11 protein-coding genes are annotated in these 14216 nt (G+C 65.9%); 4 read left to right on the top strand and 7 right to left on the bottom strand.

The window, feature by feature from the left end:
* Positions 1-75: 75 nt before the first annotated feature.
* From HTY61_RS14170 to HTY61_RS14160, 3 genes are read right to left on the bottom strand one after another with little or no spacing between them, the layout of a single operon-like run.
* A complete protein-coding gene (locus HTY61_RS14170; protein ID WP_175277409.1) occupies positions 76-849 on the bottom strand; it encodes an enoyl-CoA hydratase in 774 nt (257 codons plus the stop codon).
* 34 nt (positions 850-883) lie between these two features.
* Positions 884-1777: a bifunctional DNA-formamidopyrimidine glycosylase/DNA-(apurinic or apyrimidinic site) lyase gene (mutM, locus tag HTY61_RS14165; protein WP_175277408.1), complete on the bottom strand. Its 894-nt coding sequence runs from the start codon at positions 1775-1777 to the stop codon at positions 884-886.
* Positions 1770-3011, bottom strand: a complete 1242-nt coding sequence (locus tag HTY61_RS14160; RefSeq protein ID WP_175277407.1) for a phosphopentomutase — start codon at positions 3009-3011, stop codon at positions 1770-1772. Before HTY61_RS14160 ends, mutM begins: the two co-directional genes overlap by 8 nt.
* 75 nt (positions 3012-3086) lie before the next feature.
* Here HTY61_RS14160 and HTY61_RS14155 point away from each other — a divergent pair, with 75 nt between their 5' ends.
* On the top strand, positions 3087-4019 hold the full coding sequence (locus tag HTY61_RS14155) for a PhnD/SsuA/transferrin family substrate-binding protein (RefSeq protein ID WP_175277406.1): 933 nt from the start codon (positions 3087-3089) through the stop codon (positions 4017-4019).
* Between the two features lie 10 nt (positions 4020-4029).
* Here HTY61_RS14155 and HTY61_RS14150 read toward each other — a convergent pair whose 3' ends face one another.
* The 3 genes from HTY61_RS14150 to HTY61_RS14140 all read right to left on the bottom strand — a co-directional run bounded on the left by HTY61_RS14150 (position 4030) and on the right by HTY61_RS14140 (position 5842).
* Positions 4030-4647 (bottom strand): TadE/TadG family type IV pilus assembly protein, encoded by a 618-nt coding sequence (locus tag HTY61_RS14150; protein ID WP_175277405.1) that lies wholly within the window; start codon positions 4645-4647, stop codon positions 4030-4032.
* A gap of 28 nt (positions 4648-4675) precedes the next feature.
* Positions 4676-5230: a TadE/TadG family type IV pilus assembly protein gene (locus HTY61_RS14145; protein WP_175277404.1), complete on the bottom strand. Its 555-nt coding sequence runs from the start codon at positions 5228-5230 to the stop codon at positions 4676-4678.
* Positions 5231-5365: 135 nt separating this feature from the next.
* On the bottom strand, positions 5366-5842 hold the full coding sequence (locus HTY61_RS14140; protein WP_175278564.1) for a pilus assembly protein N-terminal domain-containing protein: 477 nt from the start codon (positions 5840-5842) through the stop codon (positions 5366-5368).
* A gap of 312 nt (positions 5843-6154) precedes the next feature.
* On the opposite strand from HTY61_RS14140, the gene HTY61_RS14135 reads away from it, so the two are divergent.
* A complete protein-coding gene (locus HTY61_RS14135) occupies positions 6155-6316 on the top strand; it encodes a Flp family type IVb pilin (RefSeq protein ID WP_175277403.1) in 162 nt (53 codons plus the stop codon).
* A 175-nt stretch (positions 6317-6491) separates the two neighbouring features.
* The gene (locus tag HTY61_RS14130; RefSeq protein WP_175277402.1) at positions 6492-8702 is read left to right on the top strand and encodes an AGE family epimerase/isomerase; all 2211 of its coding nucleotides are present in this window, start codon (positions 6492-6494) and stop codon (positions 8700-8702) included.
* 35 nt (positions 8703-8737) lie between these two features.
* Here HTY61_RS14130 and HTY61_RS14125 read toward each other — a convergent pair whose 3' ends face one another.
* Positions 8738-12121, bottom strand: coding sequence for an SIS domain-containing protein (locus HTY61_RS14125; protein ID WP_175277401.1), 3384 nt, complete (start codon positions 12119-12121; stop codon positions 8738-8740).
* Between the two features lie 528 nt (positions 12122-12649).
* Here HTY61_RS14125 and HTY61_RS14120 point away from each other — a divergent pair.
* Positions 12650-14053 (top strand): M20/M25/M40 family metallo-hydrolase, encoded by a 1404-nt coding sequence (locus HTY61_RS14120; RefSeq protein ID WP_175277400.1) that lies wholly within the window; start codon positions 12650-12652, stop codon positions 14051-14053.
* Positions 14054-14216: the final 163 nt, after the last annotated feature.

Here is a 14216-nt window from a genome sequence, read left to right as displayed (position 1 = left end):
CGCCAAGGTGGGCGGTCTATACGCCCAATTGGCCTTTGCGTCAACGGTTGCCGCCGTCGCGCCCCGAGGTTTTGGCTAGCGGTTCTTGAAGCTCGGAGACCGCTTCTCGACGAACGCGGCCATGCCTTCCTTCTGGTCTTCCAGCGCGAACATGGACTGGAAGGCGCGCCGCTCGAAGCGCAGGCCTTCCGCGAGCGTTGTCTCGAAGGCGCGGTTGACGGTTTCCTTGGTCATCAGCACGGCCGGGCGCGAGAGGCCGGCGATCTTTTCCGCGGCACGCATGGCCTCTTCCACGACCTCGTGGTCCGGGACGACGCGCGCCACCAGGCCCGAGCTTTCCGCCTCCGCGGCATCCATCAGCCTGCCGGTCAGGCACATCTCCATCGTCTTGGCCTTTCCGATCGCGCGGGCGAGGCGTTGCGTGCCCCCCATGCCGGGCATGACGCCGAGCGTGATCTCGGGCTGGCCGAACTTCGCGCTTTCGCCCGCTATGATGAAGTCGCACATCATTGCCAGCTCGCATCCGCCGCCGAGCGCATAGCCGGAGACTGCGGCGATCACCGGTTTTCGCGTCGCCGCGAACCGGTCCCAGCCCGCAACGAAATCGTTCATGCATATGTCGGCGAATTCATAGTCCTGCATTTCCTTGATATCGACGCCTGCGGCGAACGCCTTTTGCGAACCGGTGATCACCACGGCGCCGATGCGCGCGTCGGCATCCATCTTGCCGACCGCGTCGAGCAGCTCCGACAGGAGCCGGGAGTTGAGCGCGTTCATCGCGTCCGGCCGGTTCAGGGTGATAAGCCCGACCTCGCCGCGCTTCTCGCTCAGGATGGTTTCGTAGGCCATTGGTCAACTCCGCTCGCCATTGCCTGTTGGGCGGCTATTTCTGACATGTCGGACAGTGGAAAGTCGAGCGTCCGGACTGCACGATGCGCCGGATCGTGCCGTCGCAGCCGTCGCGCGGGCACGGCTGCCCCTCGCGGTCGTAGACCGAGAAGGAGTGCTGGAAATATCCCAGCGTCCCGTCGGTCCGTATGTGGTCCCTGAGCGACGATCCGCCCGCCGCGATCGCGTCGGCGATGACGTCCCGGACGGCATCGGCCAGCCGGACGCAGCGATCTGTCGGCATGCCGTCCTTGCGCGCCAGCGTGGCGGCCGTGCGTTTCGGCGACAGTCCCGCTCGCCACAGCGCCTCGCAGACATAGATGTTGCCGAGCCCGGCAACCGTTTTCTGGTCCAGCAGGGCGGCCTTCAGCGTCGTTCTGCGCCCCGCGAGTGTGGCGGCCAGCGCCTTGCCGTCGAGCGCGTTGCCGGTCGGCTCGAGGCCGAGCTTCCTCAGGAAGGGATTGCCGTCGAGGCTCTCGCGGCTGGTCAGGAACATGAAGCCGAAACGCCGTGGATCGTTGTAGATCACGCGCCGCGCCGTTCCGTCCGCCGACATGAGGTGGAACACGACATGGTCGTGCGCGCTGTCCTTCGAGCGGGCGTGCCGGAATGCGCCCGGCGTCTCCGACGCCTCCGGGTCCTCGACGCGGAACGACCCGGACATGCCGAGATGGCAGCCGAGGACCTGTCCGTTGTCCAGCTCGACAAGAAGGTATTTCGCCCGCCGCCCCAGCGCCTCGATCCGCCGGCCTGCCAGCGCGCCTTCCATGCCTTCCGGAAGCGGAAACCGCAGGTCCGGTCGCCGGGTTTCGACCGAGTCGATTCGCGCGTTTTCCATGGCCGGTTGCAGGCCGCGGCGGACGGTTTCGACTTCGGGCAGTTCAGGCATTCGCGGCGATATCTGCCAGGAAGGATGTGCCGTGCCGCCCGGGCTTCAGTCCCAGGTGTTCGGCAATGGTTTCGCCTATGTCGGCATAGGTCGGTCGCACGCCGATGCCGGTCGCACGCAGCCCCGGGCCGGTGCCGATGACGGGGATGCGCTCGCGGGTATGGTCCGTTCCGGGCCATGTGGGATCGCAGCCGTGGTCGGCGGTGATGATCATGAGGTCTCCCGGCCGCAACCTTGCCATTGCTTCCGGCAGCAGCCTGTCGAATTCCTCCAGCGCCGCTGCGTATCCGGGCACGTTGCGGCGATGGCCGTACAGCATGTCGAAATCGACGAAATTGGTGAAGACGAGGTCGCGGTCGCCCGCCTCGTCCATCGTCGCCAGGGTCGCCTCGAACAGTGCCGCGTTGCCGTTCGCCTTGCGCAGCTTTGTGATGCCCTGGTGGGCGAAGATGTCGGCGATCTTGCCGACGGCGAGAACACGCCCGCCATCCCCGGTCAGCCGGTCCAGCACGGTCGGCTCGGGCGGCAGCACTGAGTAGTCGCGCCGGTTGCCGGTACGCGCGAAGTCGTCCGCCGAGCTGCCGATGAAGGGGCGGGCGATCACGCGGCCAATGTTCAGCGCATCGACATGGCCGCGCACCACTTCGCACAGGTCGTAGAGCCGCTGCAGCCCGAAGCTTTCCTCGTGGGCGGCGATCTGGAACACGGAGTCGGCGGATGTATAGAAGATCGGCAGGCCGGTCTTCACGTGTTCCTCGCCGAGTTCCCTGATGATCTCCGTTCCCGAGGCATGCTTGTTGCCGAGGGAGCCGTCGATGCCCGCGTCCTTGTAGATCCTGTCGAGCAGGTCCTGCGGGAAGCAGGGGATCTCGTCCGGGAAATATCCCCAGTCGAAGCGTACCGGCACGCCGGCGATTTCCCAGTGCCCGGACGGTGTGTCCTTGCCGTGTGAAACCTCGTCGCATGCGCCCCAGAATCCGGTAACCTCGGCCGGCTTCATCTGCGCGGCGAGGGGATGCCCCGATGCCGCCTCGAGTGCGTGAAAGAGACCGAGCGATGCGAGATTCGGAAGCTCGAGGGGGCCGTCGCGTAGTCCCGCCTCGTCGGCCTGTCCGGCGTTGGCGCGTTCCAGGATGTGGCCGACCGTGTTCGAACCCGCGTCGCCGAAGGCTTCGGCATCCTTGGCCCCGCCTATGCCGACGGAATCGAGGACGAAGAGGAAAACGCGTTTCATTGCATGGTCCGTTGTTATGTTTGTTGCCTCTGCGATACCTTTGCGTATCGGCAGGATGGAGGTGGATGACTAAAGATGGCATTGCCGAGACGCCGAAACAAGCTGACGCTTCTTCTCGAAGCGGCGATTTTCCTGGCCGTGGCCCTGCTTGCCGCCATCCCGGCGCGGGCCGACTGGCGCGATGGGATGGGCACGTTCCGGATAGGCATTGTCCTGCCGTCGGACGGGACGTTTGCACGGGAAAGGCTGGAAGGATTTCGTGCGCTGGTCTCGGAAGTCCTTGCCATGCCGGTTGAGATATTTCCGGCACGCGACGGTTCCGCGCTGATCGATGCCGTCGCCACGTCACGCGTGGAATATGCGGTGTTTTCCGCGCTGGCCTATGCCACGGCTTCCGAGTTGTGCGAATGCGTCGAACCGCTTGCGGCCCCGGTCAACAGGGAGGGGGCGAGCGCCGTGCGCTCGGTGCTGGTCGCCGACGGCGCGAAAGTCGCGCACATCGGCGACCTTGCTGGCCTGCCGGTCGCGATCGGCCCGCGGGATTCGCTTGGCGGGGATATGCTTCCCGCGGCGGGCTTTCGCTGGCAGGGGCGTCCGCTCGCGCAATCCGGGCTCGATTTGCGGCGCGTCGAAACCACGCAGGAGGCATTGCGCATGCTGGCCGATGGAGAGGTTGCCGCGGCTTTTGTATGGGAATTTGTGCGGCCCGGTTCGGCGGCCGTTTTCGCGGGCGGTCCCCGCGCCTATCTGGAAGAACTGGCCCCGGATCGTTTTGCCGTCATGTGGCGGTCGCAGGCCGTGCGTTTCGGTCCCCATGCGGTTCGCCGAAACCTGCCGCACGAGGCGAAAGCAGCGCTCCGGCGCGCTCTTGCCGGCCTCGCTCTCGGTCATCCCGATGTTCTCGATGGAATTTCTCCGGAACTCGGCGGTGGGTTCGAGATCGTGACCGCCGACGAGTATCGCTCTGCGCTCGCGCTGGTTGCTGCGATTTCCGCCTCCGGCGAGTGAAGCGCGGAACCTAGCAGTCCGGGCAGGGAATGTCCTCGCCGAGGCGCGGCCGCAGGTAGTAGCGTTCGCTCATCTCGATCATGCCGACACCGTCCTTGGTGGTGCCGATCGAGTTGCCGATGAGCCATGCTGCGAGCGGGACATAGTCGAGTTCCGCTTCGACCTTGACAAGGAATGTCCCGTCGATGCGCAGATCCGGTGGAACCCAGGTGTCGTCACCCTCCGGCACGCCGCTCTGGAACGTGCCCTCGTTGTAGCGGCGCGACCACGCGACCTTCCCGCCCTTGGGATAGCTCGAATCGACGTTGATTGCGGTGATCCAGATGTCCGGCTTCTTTATCGTGTAGGGGAACAGCACCGCCTCGCCGATCTCCATGATGTCGTCGAGTTCGGCCTTGGTCACGCCGTCCTGCTGCGTTACCAGGTCGGCGACCGTGGAGGCGACGCGGCTGACCTTCCGGTTGATCGACACTGCGCCGGATATTTCGAGCGTGCCGAGATACATCACCAGCATGAGCGGGACGATCAGCGCGAACTCGACGGCCGCGATGCCGCGCCGGTCGCGCAGGAAACGGTGCATGACGGCCGCCTTGCGCAGGACTCTGGTCGGAAACGCTTTCATGGTCATGTCCTCGTTTTCCAGCCGGGTCGCATCGTCAGAACGGCTCGTTCTGCCAGGTGACCGTCGCGAACAGCAGGGTTTTGCCATTGGGCAGGTTTTCCATGAACGACCGCATCACGTCGGTCATGACAGGCCATCGATAGAAGATGCGCAACGAGTTGATTGTTCCCTCGTCGCCCGGATTGAAGGTAAAACCCGTGGAATCGATGTCGCCGTCGGCTCCGATCGGGATCGTCTTCGGAACGTCCGAGAACTTGTTGTAGTGGTTCAGGTCGTACACCAGCTCCGGGCACCCGTCGCCGACGATGATGGAGATTTCGTTGCAGATCCTTGCGCGGAACTGCGCCGCCGTCGTGTTGTCCAGCGTGATCTGTCCGGTACGGATCTGCCGTCCGATGCGGTCGGCTGCGTGGTTCATCACCTGTTGCGCGGTGAAGGAGACCGTCGTCTCCAGGATCGCGAAGGACAGCAATGCGAATGGAAGTGCCAGCATGGCGAATTCGATTGCGGTCGCGCCGCGACTGTCGCCACGGAAGCCGCGAAGTTTGCCGAGGATGCGTCGGCCGTATGTGTCAGCACGTGTCGCCATGTATACCCCCGCAGGTCGAAACCGGGGGCAACATAGGTGAAAAGGATTTAGAAAAGGTTTTCCTGCCCGCGATTTCGCGAGCTTTCGCTTTTACGATTTGGCAATGGTGCCGATTGGTCCCGCCATGGCGGGAGATCAATCGTCGTCGTCGACGTTGTTGGCTTCCGCGATCGCCCTGATCGACTGGAGTTCGGCTTCCGTCAGGTAGGCCCGTTCGCAATAGGGCTCGCAGGACAGGGTTTCGATCTCCGCGCGTCGATAGATGCGCAGGGCCGATCCGTTTTCGCGCGAGACGGCGATCCGTTCGTCCAGGATCGGGTTTCCGCCCTGGTCGAGGATCACGAGATTGGTCTGGCCGAAGCCCCTTCCGGTAAGCACGAGCGTGCGCGAGTCGCGCACCGTCGCATCGGCGATTTCCGGATTGCCTATGATCACGGTTGCGGCGGGCTCGGACAGCTTGACGATCCGTGCGTGATTGAGGACGACCCGGATGGCGGGTTCGGGAACGGCATTCATCTCCGCGAAATTTTCCGCTGCAACGGCGATCGGCGAATGAGCGAGCACGCCCGCCGCCGCCGCGGCGCTAAGAAGGTATCTCGACCCCTTGAACATACCGGCACTCCTTGTCGTCTGTACGGTCGCAATATGGCCCGGAATGATGAACGAAGATTTAACCATAAGCGCCTCCGCCGATCATGCCCGCTCCCGGCCTCGTCGCCGCGCCGGCGCGTCCGGCGCGGGCCGGTCGGATGGTCGCCATCGCGTGCACCGATTGTTCACCAAGATTGCCGTTCCTTCGCCTTAAGCCTTTGGAAACCCTGTTCCTTAAGCAGGTGGAAATCGGCGCGCTGTAGGTTGGCCTCATCCGATCGACGCCGCGAAGAGCGCCGACGGAAGTGCTGTGAACGAGAAAAGGAGCTCACCATGTTTGCACGTTTCATGAAAGACGAGTCCGGTGCGACCGCCATCGAGTATGGCCTGATCGCCGCCCTCATCGCCGTTGCCATCATCGCCGGCGCGACTACGGTCGGTACCGAGCTGAACGCCAAGTTCAACGCGATCGGCACGACCGTCAAGGGCGCCTGACCGATACGCCGCCGCGCGGCGGCACTTGACAAATCAGGGACGGCCTGTCTCCTCAACCGGGAGACGGGCCGTTTCTTCTTGCGCGGGCCTCGTGCGCGCCGAGACCGGGCAGCCGGCCCTGAAACGTGTATTGGGTTCCCTGGGGGCGCCTGCGAAATCTGGCGATCGGAAGACGATGGCGAACAAGAATGATGTGACCGTGACCCCGGTGATCCTGTGCGGCGGGGCGGGATCGCGCCTGTGGCCGATGTCCCGCGAGGACAAGCCGAAGCAGTTCCACGCCCTCGTCAACGATCGCAGCCTGCTGGTCAACACCATCGAGCGCATGGTTCCCGTGGTGCCGGGCATATCGTTCCGGCCGGTGCATGTCATCGGCTCGGCGGCGCTCGGCGAGGCGCTCGAGAAGGAGGTCGCGCGCGCGCCCGTCCTGCCGCAGGTTCTGGTTCTCGAGCCCTGCATCCGCGATACCGCGGCCGCCATCGCCGCCGCCATCGCCACCGTCGCGGAGACGAATCCCGACGAGCTGGTCATCGTCCTGCCGTCGGATGCCCGCATCGACGACATCGCCGGTTTCCAGGACACGGTCGCGGCCGCCGCCCGCGTGGCGCGGGAGACCGATGCGATCATGACCATCGGCATTCCGCCGTCCCGCGCCGAGACGCAGTACGGCTATATCGAGAAGGGCGAGCCGCTGGGCGATGGCTTCCGCGTCATCCGTTTCCGCGAGAAGCCGGACCTTGAGACGGCGGAGCACTACCTGCGCAGCGGCAGCTTCTTCTGGAATGCCGGCATATTCCTGTTCCGGGCCGGCCGCCTCGCCGCCGAGTATGCCCGCCTTCAGCCGCGAATCTGGGAGTGCGCGCGCAAGGCCGTTCGCGAGGGCGCGCGCGACGGCCGCAAGCTGGTGCTCGACCCGGAGAGCTTCGCCGCCTCGCCGAAACTGTCGATCGACTACGCAATCATGGAGGAGGCCGGCAATATCGGCGTCGTGCCCGCGCGCTTCGACTGGGACGATCTCGGTTCCTGGGCGCAGCTCTACGAGGCCGCGCCGAAGGACGATCGCGCCAATGCCGTGTCCGGCGACGTCATCACCGTCGATGCAGACGGCAACCTGGTGCGCGCGCGTGGCGCCACGGTGGCCATTGCCGGCGTGCGCGATCTGGTCGTCGTGGCCGAGGACAACAAGATTCTGGTCACCGCGCGCGACCGCACCCACCTGGTCAAGGACGTCACCCTGGCCTTCAAGGCTCGCGGCGACGACAGCCACCCCTCCACCGTTCGGTCCTGGCTGTTCGAGACGGCCCTGCCGTTCTGGGCCGAGAAGGGGGTGGACCGGGTCCATGGCGGCGTGCACGAGGCGCTGAATTTCGACGGCACGCCGGCGCCGCTGCCCTACAAGCGCCTGCGCGTGCTGGCGCGGCAGATCTACTGCTTCTCCCACGCGAAGCTCATGGGCTGGGAGGGCGATGCCGACGGCATCCTGGACCACTGCTTCGAAACGCTGACCCGCACCGGCTGGCATCCCGATGGCGGCTGGATCCACCTGTTCAATCCCGACGGCAGCGTCCAGGACGAGACCCGCGATACCTATGACCACTGCTTCGTCCTGTTCGGGCTGGCATGGCTCTACCGGGCGACCGGCCGGGCCGAGGCGCGCGAATGGGCCGACTGGACGCTCGACTACATGGACCGGAATCTCGCCGACCACGCCCATGGCGGGTTCTACGAGACCGACGGCCGCAAGCTTCCGCGCCGCGCCAATCCGCACATGCATTTCCTCGAGGCCATGATGGCCTGGTACGAGGCGACCGGCGAGGAGAAGTATCTCGACCGCGCGCAGGCGATGGTCATGCTGTTCGACCGCCACTTCTTCGACGAGGCGACGGGCACGCTGTCGGAATATTTCCATGCCGACTGGTCGCGCAGCCGCAACTCGGCCGAGGAGACCCGCATCGAGCCGGGCCACCACTACGAATGGGCCTGGCTGATCACGCGCTATCTCGATCATCGCGATACGCCGGATGTCGGCGCCAAGGCGCGCCAGCTCTTTGCCACCGCCGCCACCTTCGGCCATCATCCGGCGACGGGCGCCGCCGCCGACGGCATGCAGCCGGACGGGTCGGCCGTGGAGCCGCATGCCCGGCTCTGGCCGCAGACTGAGGCGCTCAAGGTTTCCCTCGCCTTCGAGAAGCGGGGCCTCGGCCCCGCCGCGGCGTTGCGCCGGCGCATGTTTGACGTGCTGTTCTCGCACTATCTCAACGGCCCGGTGCCGGGCGGCTGGTACGATGCCATCGACGACGAGGGCCAGGTGATCGCCCCCGACATGCCGTCATCGAGCTTCTACCACGTCTTCTGCGCGCTGGCGGAGTATGCGGGTTCCCGCTAGCCGGGCGCCTTTCCGCGCGGTCCGGCCGGGTCCGGCTACGCGCTCTGCCGTTCGTCCCGGCTTAGTGCCGGGTCGAGGACCTTGGGCCGGAACACGATGTTCTCGGGCGTTTCGCGCGCGATCTGGCGCGCCAGCGCCGACGCGGCATCCTCGCCGAACACCTGTTCCCATTCGCGCAGTGCCGGCTTGTAGGTGCCAAGCGCCGTCATGGCGGCCGCCTTCTGCTCGCGCGAGGCGTGGGCCTGCAGCCTGACCGCGAAGCAGATCAGCGAATCCACTTCCGAGTAGGCGGCATTGTTGACCGGCACGGCGATGACTGCCGCATCGCCCAGGTAGCCGGCATGCACGGTGTTGTCGTCGAGCGCGGAACCCAGCACGCCGAGCGGTTTCGCCGGTTCCGAATAGGGTTCCATCGCGGGCGAGGGCGCGCTGCCTTCGAGCCGCACCTGTGGCCCGTCCTTGGCCTGTTCCACCGACATCTGCGCGGTCCACTCGATGGTGTCGATGAGCCGCGAAACGGCGGCGAGCACCTTGCGATTGTCGAAGGAAAGGCGCGAGTCGGCGACGCCGAGTTCGGCCAGCGCGTCGCGGATTGCCGGCGAAAGCGCGTCCTCCGGCCGGCTGGTGCCGACGGTGACCGTCTTGGCCTGGTGCCGGATCGTGTCGATCGGGCGCGATGTTTCCTCGAATGTGTGGCGCACCCGCCCGATCGCGGCTTCCGCCACGGCGCGTGCCGCGTCGGCATCGGCGGCCCGGCCGAGTTCGCGGCCGAGCTTGGCGAGCATGGCCAGGTCGTTGGCGCCGAGGCCGGAGTTGAAGGCGCCCGCGGCACCCTCGTCGATGAAGGCGTCGAGCCTTTCGAGCACGGCGGTCCGGTCGGCGGCCCGGTCGCCCATGGCGACATGGCCCAGATCCGTGAGGATCGGCTTGAGCAGTTGCGCCGCGCGGTCGATGGCGCGCGCGGCATGGAAACCGAACATGTGCCCCGCGACCGTGGCCAGCACGAAGGCGAGGTCGCCGCCGATCTTTGGCAGCGCGATCACCCGTTCCGCGTATTCGGCGAACGCCGCGGCGTCGTCGCCCTCGGTCGCGAACACGATCGGGCGGCCGTTATGCGCCTTGAAGATCGCCACTTCCTTGACCACGTCGCCGACGAGATCGCCCGGCAGGTCGTTGGCGATGACCAGCGTCAGCGGTTCGGTCGAGAGGTCGATGTGCTTCTTGTCTTCCGTGTAGTCGACGGGAATGGACTTGTAGCAGAGCTCGGAGAGCTTGATGCGGATTTCCAGCGCGGCGACATGGTTGACGCCGGAGCCGGTGACCGCCCAGTAGCGCGCCTGCGGCGCGAAGGAGCGCGCGCATTCGGCGATGTGGTCTTCATTTTCCAGCACCTGCGCGATCAGGCTGGGCAGCCGCTCCAGTTCGCCCATCTCGTAGGCGATCTCGACATCGGTCATCGTGTTGAGCGCGTCGGCCAGGAAAAGCGCGGTCAGCTTGCCGGCGGTCAGCTGGGAGTAGAATGCCTTGGTCGAGGCGACGGACATTTCCACGTCTCGCCCGTCGGAGGTGAACAGCACGGAATCGGCCTTGCGCACCAGGTCGGAATTGCGCCGGTTGACGATGGCATGGATGGTTGCCCCGCGTTCGCGCGCGAGATCGACCGCGCGGTTGGTGTCCGTCGTCGTGCCGGACTGCGACACCGCGATCACCAGCGCGTTGCGGAAGTCGTAGGCGTCGATCTCCGCCGACATCTCCGAGGAACGCCTTGCGGTCACGGCGATGTCCAGCCGCGTGTCCTGGCCGAGTGCGCGCTCGATCAGGTGGGCGATGCCGACGGCAGCGACGCCGGCCGTTCCCTGGCCGATCACGTAGACGCGGGCGATGCCCTTGGCGACGGCCTTGCGCATCTGCGCCCAGATGTCCGTCGGCAGGTTGTCGAAGGCGACCAGCCCGCCGTCGCGGCGGTAGCGCCCGCGCAGCGTCTTGGCGACGCTTTCCGGCCCGTCGTGGATTTCCTTCTCGAGATAGAAGTCGAAATGGCCGCGATAGATGTCGCGTGCGAATATCTGGATCGGCTCGGCGTTCACCGTTGCCGGAGTGCCGTCGGAAACGCCGCGCATGACCGGCGTGTCGCTGTCGCCGTCGAGCTGGATGACCGAGCCGCCGGCGACCGAGCGGGCGAGGTTGTAGGATGCGCGCGCCACGTTGCACAGGCCGTAGACCTCGGATGCGAACATCCAGCCGTCGGCCAGCCGCGCCGCGTGGAGCCCCTGGCCCGATCCCTTCTGCGCCAGGAACGCCTCGCCGGGCCGGCCGGGATCGATGCAGCCGACGGCGATCGAGCCGTCGAGGCGGCGGATCGCGGTGCGGAACCGGTCCAGCAGGTCGCCGCCCTCGGCGCCCGCGCTGCGATGCGCGATCGGGATGATCTTCGCGTCGGTGGTTATGGCCGGATCGATGGCCATCTGCCGGTTCGTCACCAGTTCGGCGAGCAGTTCCATGTGATTGTCGACGTCGCCGTTGAGCGCGTACATCGCGCCGAGCGGGATGCCGCTGCTGCCGGTCTCGTCCTGTTTCACGGACGGGTTGTGCGGGTGGCAGTTGGCCACCGAGATGATGCCGTGCGACGCCCATCGCGTGTGCGACAGCACGCCCGCCCGCCGCGCCTCGCCCGCCAGCGTCCAAAGCAGGTGGTCGTTCCTGATCGTTTCGCGCAGCGCGGCGCCGTTGTCGCCGAGGCGTCCGACCAGGTTCGCGGTCTTGAAGACGAATGTCAGCGTGGCCGTGGCGCCGCCGTTTTCGTGGAAATAGACGGCCAGGTGGTCCGCGTGCAGAGCGGCGCTCCGCTTCTCGTATTCGGCCTTCAGTTCGGCTGAGAGAGCCGCAATGGCCGTTTGCGGCACCTGGATCTGGATCGCGATGCCGGCGGAGTCGCGACCGCGCACCTCGAGGCGGTCATTCGCCCGCAGGACATGTTCGGTCGCCAGCGCCACCTTCGCGGCGTTGCCGTCGAGCGACTTCATGTCGGCGGGCATCAGCGCGACGGCCTCTCCCGTCTGCGCCACCAGTTCCTCGCGGATCTGCCATTCGTAGTCGCGCAGGCTCTCGATCAGCGGATCGAGGTCCGTCCGGCCGCTTCTCGAAAGTTCGGTGAGCGCCTCGACCTGGGCCTTGAACGCGTCGGCGAGCGCGACGGCCTTCCGGCGGAACTCGCCGTCGAAGGCGACGGCAAGCCCGGTGTCGAAGCTCATGAGGTCGGCGAATCGCTCTTCCAGCGTGCCGACCGCCGCTTGCAGGGTCTCAACGGCAGCAAGGCCGGGCGGTGCCGCCGAGATTTCGGCGGACAGCGCGGCGAGCCAGCCGGTGTCGGCCTGCCGGGCGTCGAATGCGCCGGTTACGAATCCCGCAATGCCACACATGTAATTCCCTCGAAATCTCGCTTCGGCGGCTCGTGCCGCCGGTTGAATTGGCCCGGTTGTACGCTTCTCGTTCTTGAAGCGCCGACGATTGATTTCTACAAGTGCGATGACTGATACACGCGCTCACATTGTCTTGCACGCTGTAACGACTCGGCCAGGGTGGAAACGGTGCCCGGCGGACGGAACATGGAGATGCCCGGCCTTGCCTTTTACGCCAGCCTTGCCCGGTCCTGCATGACGTAAAGTTAACAGGTGCCGCACAACGTGCAAATTGCCCCTTTTATGCCACACTCATGTGGGACAAATCGTTAATCGGCATATTGCGCCGATGTCCGGCTAAGGCCCGTCCCCCGCCGATCCGGACAGGTGGCAGCCTAATCCCCCTCTCCGGGCTGCCACTTTTTGAACCTTTTCGAGTTTCCGCCGCATGGTCCGCCATGCGGCGGTTTTGTTTTCTGCCGCGCATCCCTTTGACATCGTTGCGTTTCGCGCGCAGATATCGATTCCGGTTTCGAACGGAGTCTACTCATGCAGAACGTCAATGGCGGCCTCGCGCCGGTCCTCGAGCGGATCGACGAAAATCTGGCCGACAGCCTGGTGCGCGTCTTCGAACTGGTGCGCATTCCCTCCATCTCGACCGACCCGGCCTATGCCGGCGACTGCCGCAAGGCGGCGGAGTGGCTGGTCGCGCAGCTTGACCTGCTCGGCTTCGACGCCTCCCTGCGCGATACTCCGGGTCATCCGATGGTAGTCGCGCATCACGACGGGCCTTCGCCCGACGCGCCGCATGTGCTGTTCTACGGCCACTATGACGTCCAGCCGGTCGATCCCCTTGATGAGTGGGAGAGCGATCCCTTCGATCCGAAGGTCAAGGACGGGCCGGACGGTTCCAAGATCATCACCGGCCGGGGCACTGCCGACGACAAGGGCCAGCTCATGACCTTCGTCGAGGCCTGCCGCGCCTGGAAGGAGGTTTACGGCGAACTGCCCTGCCGCGTCACCATCCTGTTCGAGGGCGAGGAGGAATCCGGTTCGCCGTCGCTCAAGCCGTTCCTCCGGGCCAATGCCGAGGAGCTCAAGGCCGATTTCGCCCTTGTCTGCGATACCGGCATGTGGGACGCCGACACGCCGGCCATCTCGACCGGCCTGCGCGGCCTTGTAGGCGAGGAGGTTACCGTCGAGGCGGCGGACCGCGACCTGCATTCCGGCTATTTCGGCGGTGCGGCGGCCAACCCGATTCACATCCTCGCCAGGGCTCTGGCCGATCTCCATGACGAGAACGGCGCGGTCACGATTCCGCATTTCTACGATGGCGTCGAGGAGACGCCGGCCGACGTGCTGAAACAGTGGGAGAGCCTCGGCCTGACGGCGGAGAAGTTCCTCGGCGAGGTCGGCCTGTCCATCCCGTCCGGAGAGAAGGGCCGATCCGTCCTGGAACTGACCTGGGCCCGCCCGACGGCGGAGGTCAACGGCGTTGTCGGCGGCTACACCGGCGAAGGCTTCAAGACGGTCATCCCGGCGAAGGCCTCGGCGAAGGTCTCCTTCCGCCTGGTCGGCAAGCAGGATCCCGAGGCGATCCGCAGGAATTTCCGCGATTTCGTCAGGGCGCGCATCCCTGCCGACTGCAAGGTTTCCTTCGAGGAGCACGGCGGTTCCCCGGGCATACAGCTGCCCTACGATTCGCCGGTCCTGCAGAAGGCGAAACAGGCGCTGTCCGACGAGTGGCCGAATCCGGCCGTCATGATCGGCATGGGCGGCTCGATCCCCGTCGTCGGCGATTTCCAGGACCTGCTCGGCATGGATTCGGTCCTTGTCGGCTTCGGTCTTGCCGATGACCGCATCCACTCGCCGAACGAGAAATATGCGCTGAAATCCTACCACAAGGGCCAGCGTTCCTGGGCGCGCATCATGGCGGCACTGGCCGCACGATAGTCTGGCCGGCCGGGTCCGGCCGTTCTCGGCGGTGACCGCGCTCCCGGTGTTCCCGGGGGGCGGCGTCCGCGTGTGCGGGCCGGTTCTTTACAAGTTGCCCTTCCGCGTTCACCGCCTGTTAACGGCGCCTTAAATTGCCGCAATTACTGTGCATGAGCCGCCG

This window comes from Oricola thermophila, from assembly GCF_013358405.1.
Lineage (GTDB): Bacteria > Pseudomonadota > Alphaproteobacteria > Rhizobiales > Rhizobiaceae > Oricola > Oricola thermophila.
This window is presented reverse-complemented; position numbering and strand designations above follow the sequence as displayed.

Bases quoted from the DNA above. Each gene is read 5' to 3' on its own strand.
- HTY61_RS14125 (WP_175277401.1), bottom strand. From the start codon at position 12,121: ATGTGTGGCATTGCGGGATTCGTAACCGGCGCATTCGACGCCCGGCAG.
- HTY61_RS14155 (WP_175277406.1), top strand. From the start codon at position 3,087: ATGGCATTGCCGAGACGCCGAAACAAGCTGACGCTTCTTCTCGAAGCG.
- HTY61_RS14170 (WP_175277409.1), bottom strand. From the start codon at position 849: ATGGCCTACGAAACCATCCTGAGCGAGAAGCGCGGCGAGGTCGGGCTT.
- HTY61_RS14145 (WP_175277404.1), bottom strand. From the start codon at position 5,230: ATGGCGACACGTGCTGACACATACGGCCGACGCATCCTCGGCAAACTT.
- HTY61_RS14150 (WP_175277405.1), bottom strand. From the start codon at position 4,647: ATGACCATGAAAGCGTTTCCGACCAGAGTCCTGCGCAAGGCGGCCGTC.
- HTY61_RS14130 (WP_175277402.1), top strand. From the start codon at position 6,492: ATGGCGAACAAGAATGATGTGACCGTGACCCCGGTGATCCTGTGCGGC.
- HTY61_RS14140 (WP_175278564.1), bottom strand. From the start codon at position 5,842: ATGTTCAAGGGGTCGAGATACCTTCTTAGCGCCGCGGCGGCGGCGGGC.
- HTY61_RS14135 (WP_175277403.1), top strand. From the start codon at position 6,155: ATGTTTGCACGTTTCATGAAAGACGAGTCCGGTGCGACCGCCATCGAG.
- HTY61_RS14160 (WP_175277407.1), bottom strand. From the start codon at position 3,011: ATGAAACGCGTTTTCCTCTTCGTCCTCGATTCCGTCGGCATAGGCGGG.
- mutM (WP_175277408.1), bottom strand. From the start codon at position 1,777: ATGCCTGAACTGCCCGAAGTCGAAACCGTCCGCCGCGGCCTGCAACCG.
- HTY61_RS14120 (WP_175277400.1), top strand. From the start codon at position 12,650: ATGCAGAACGTCAATGGCGGCCTCGCGCCGGTCCTCGAGCGGATCGAC.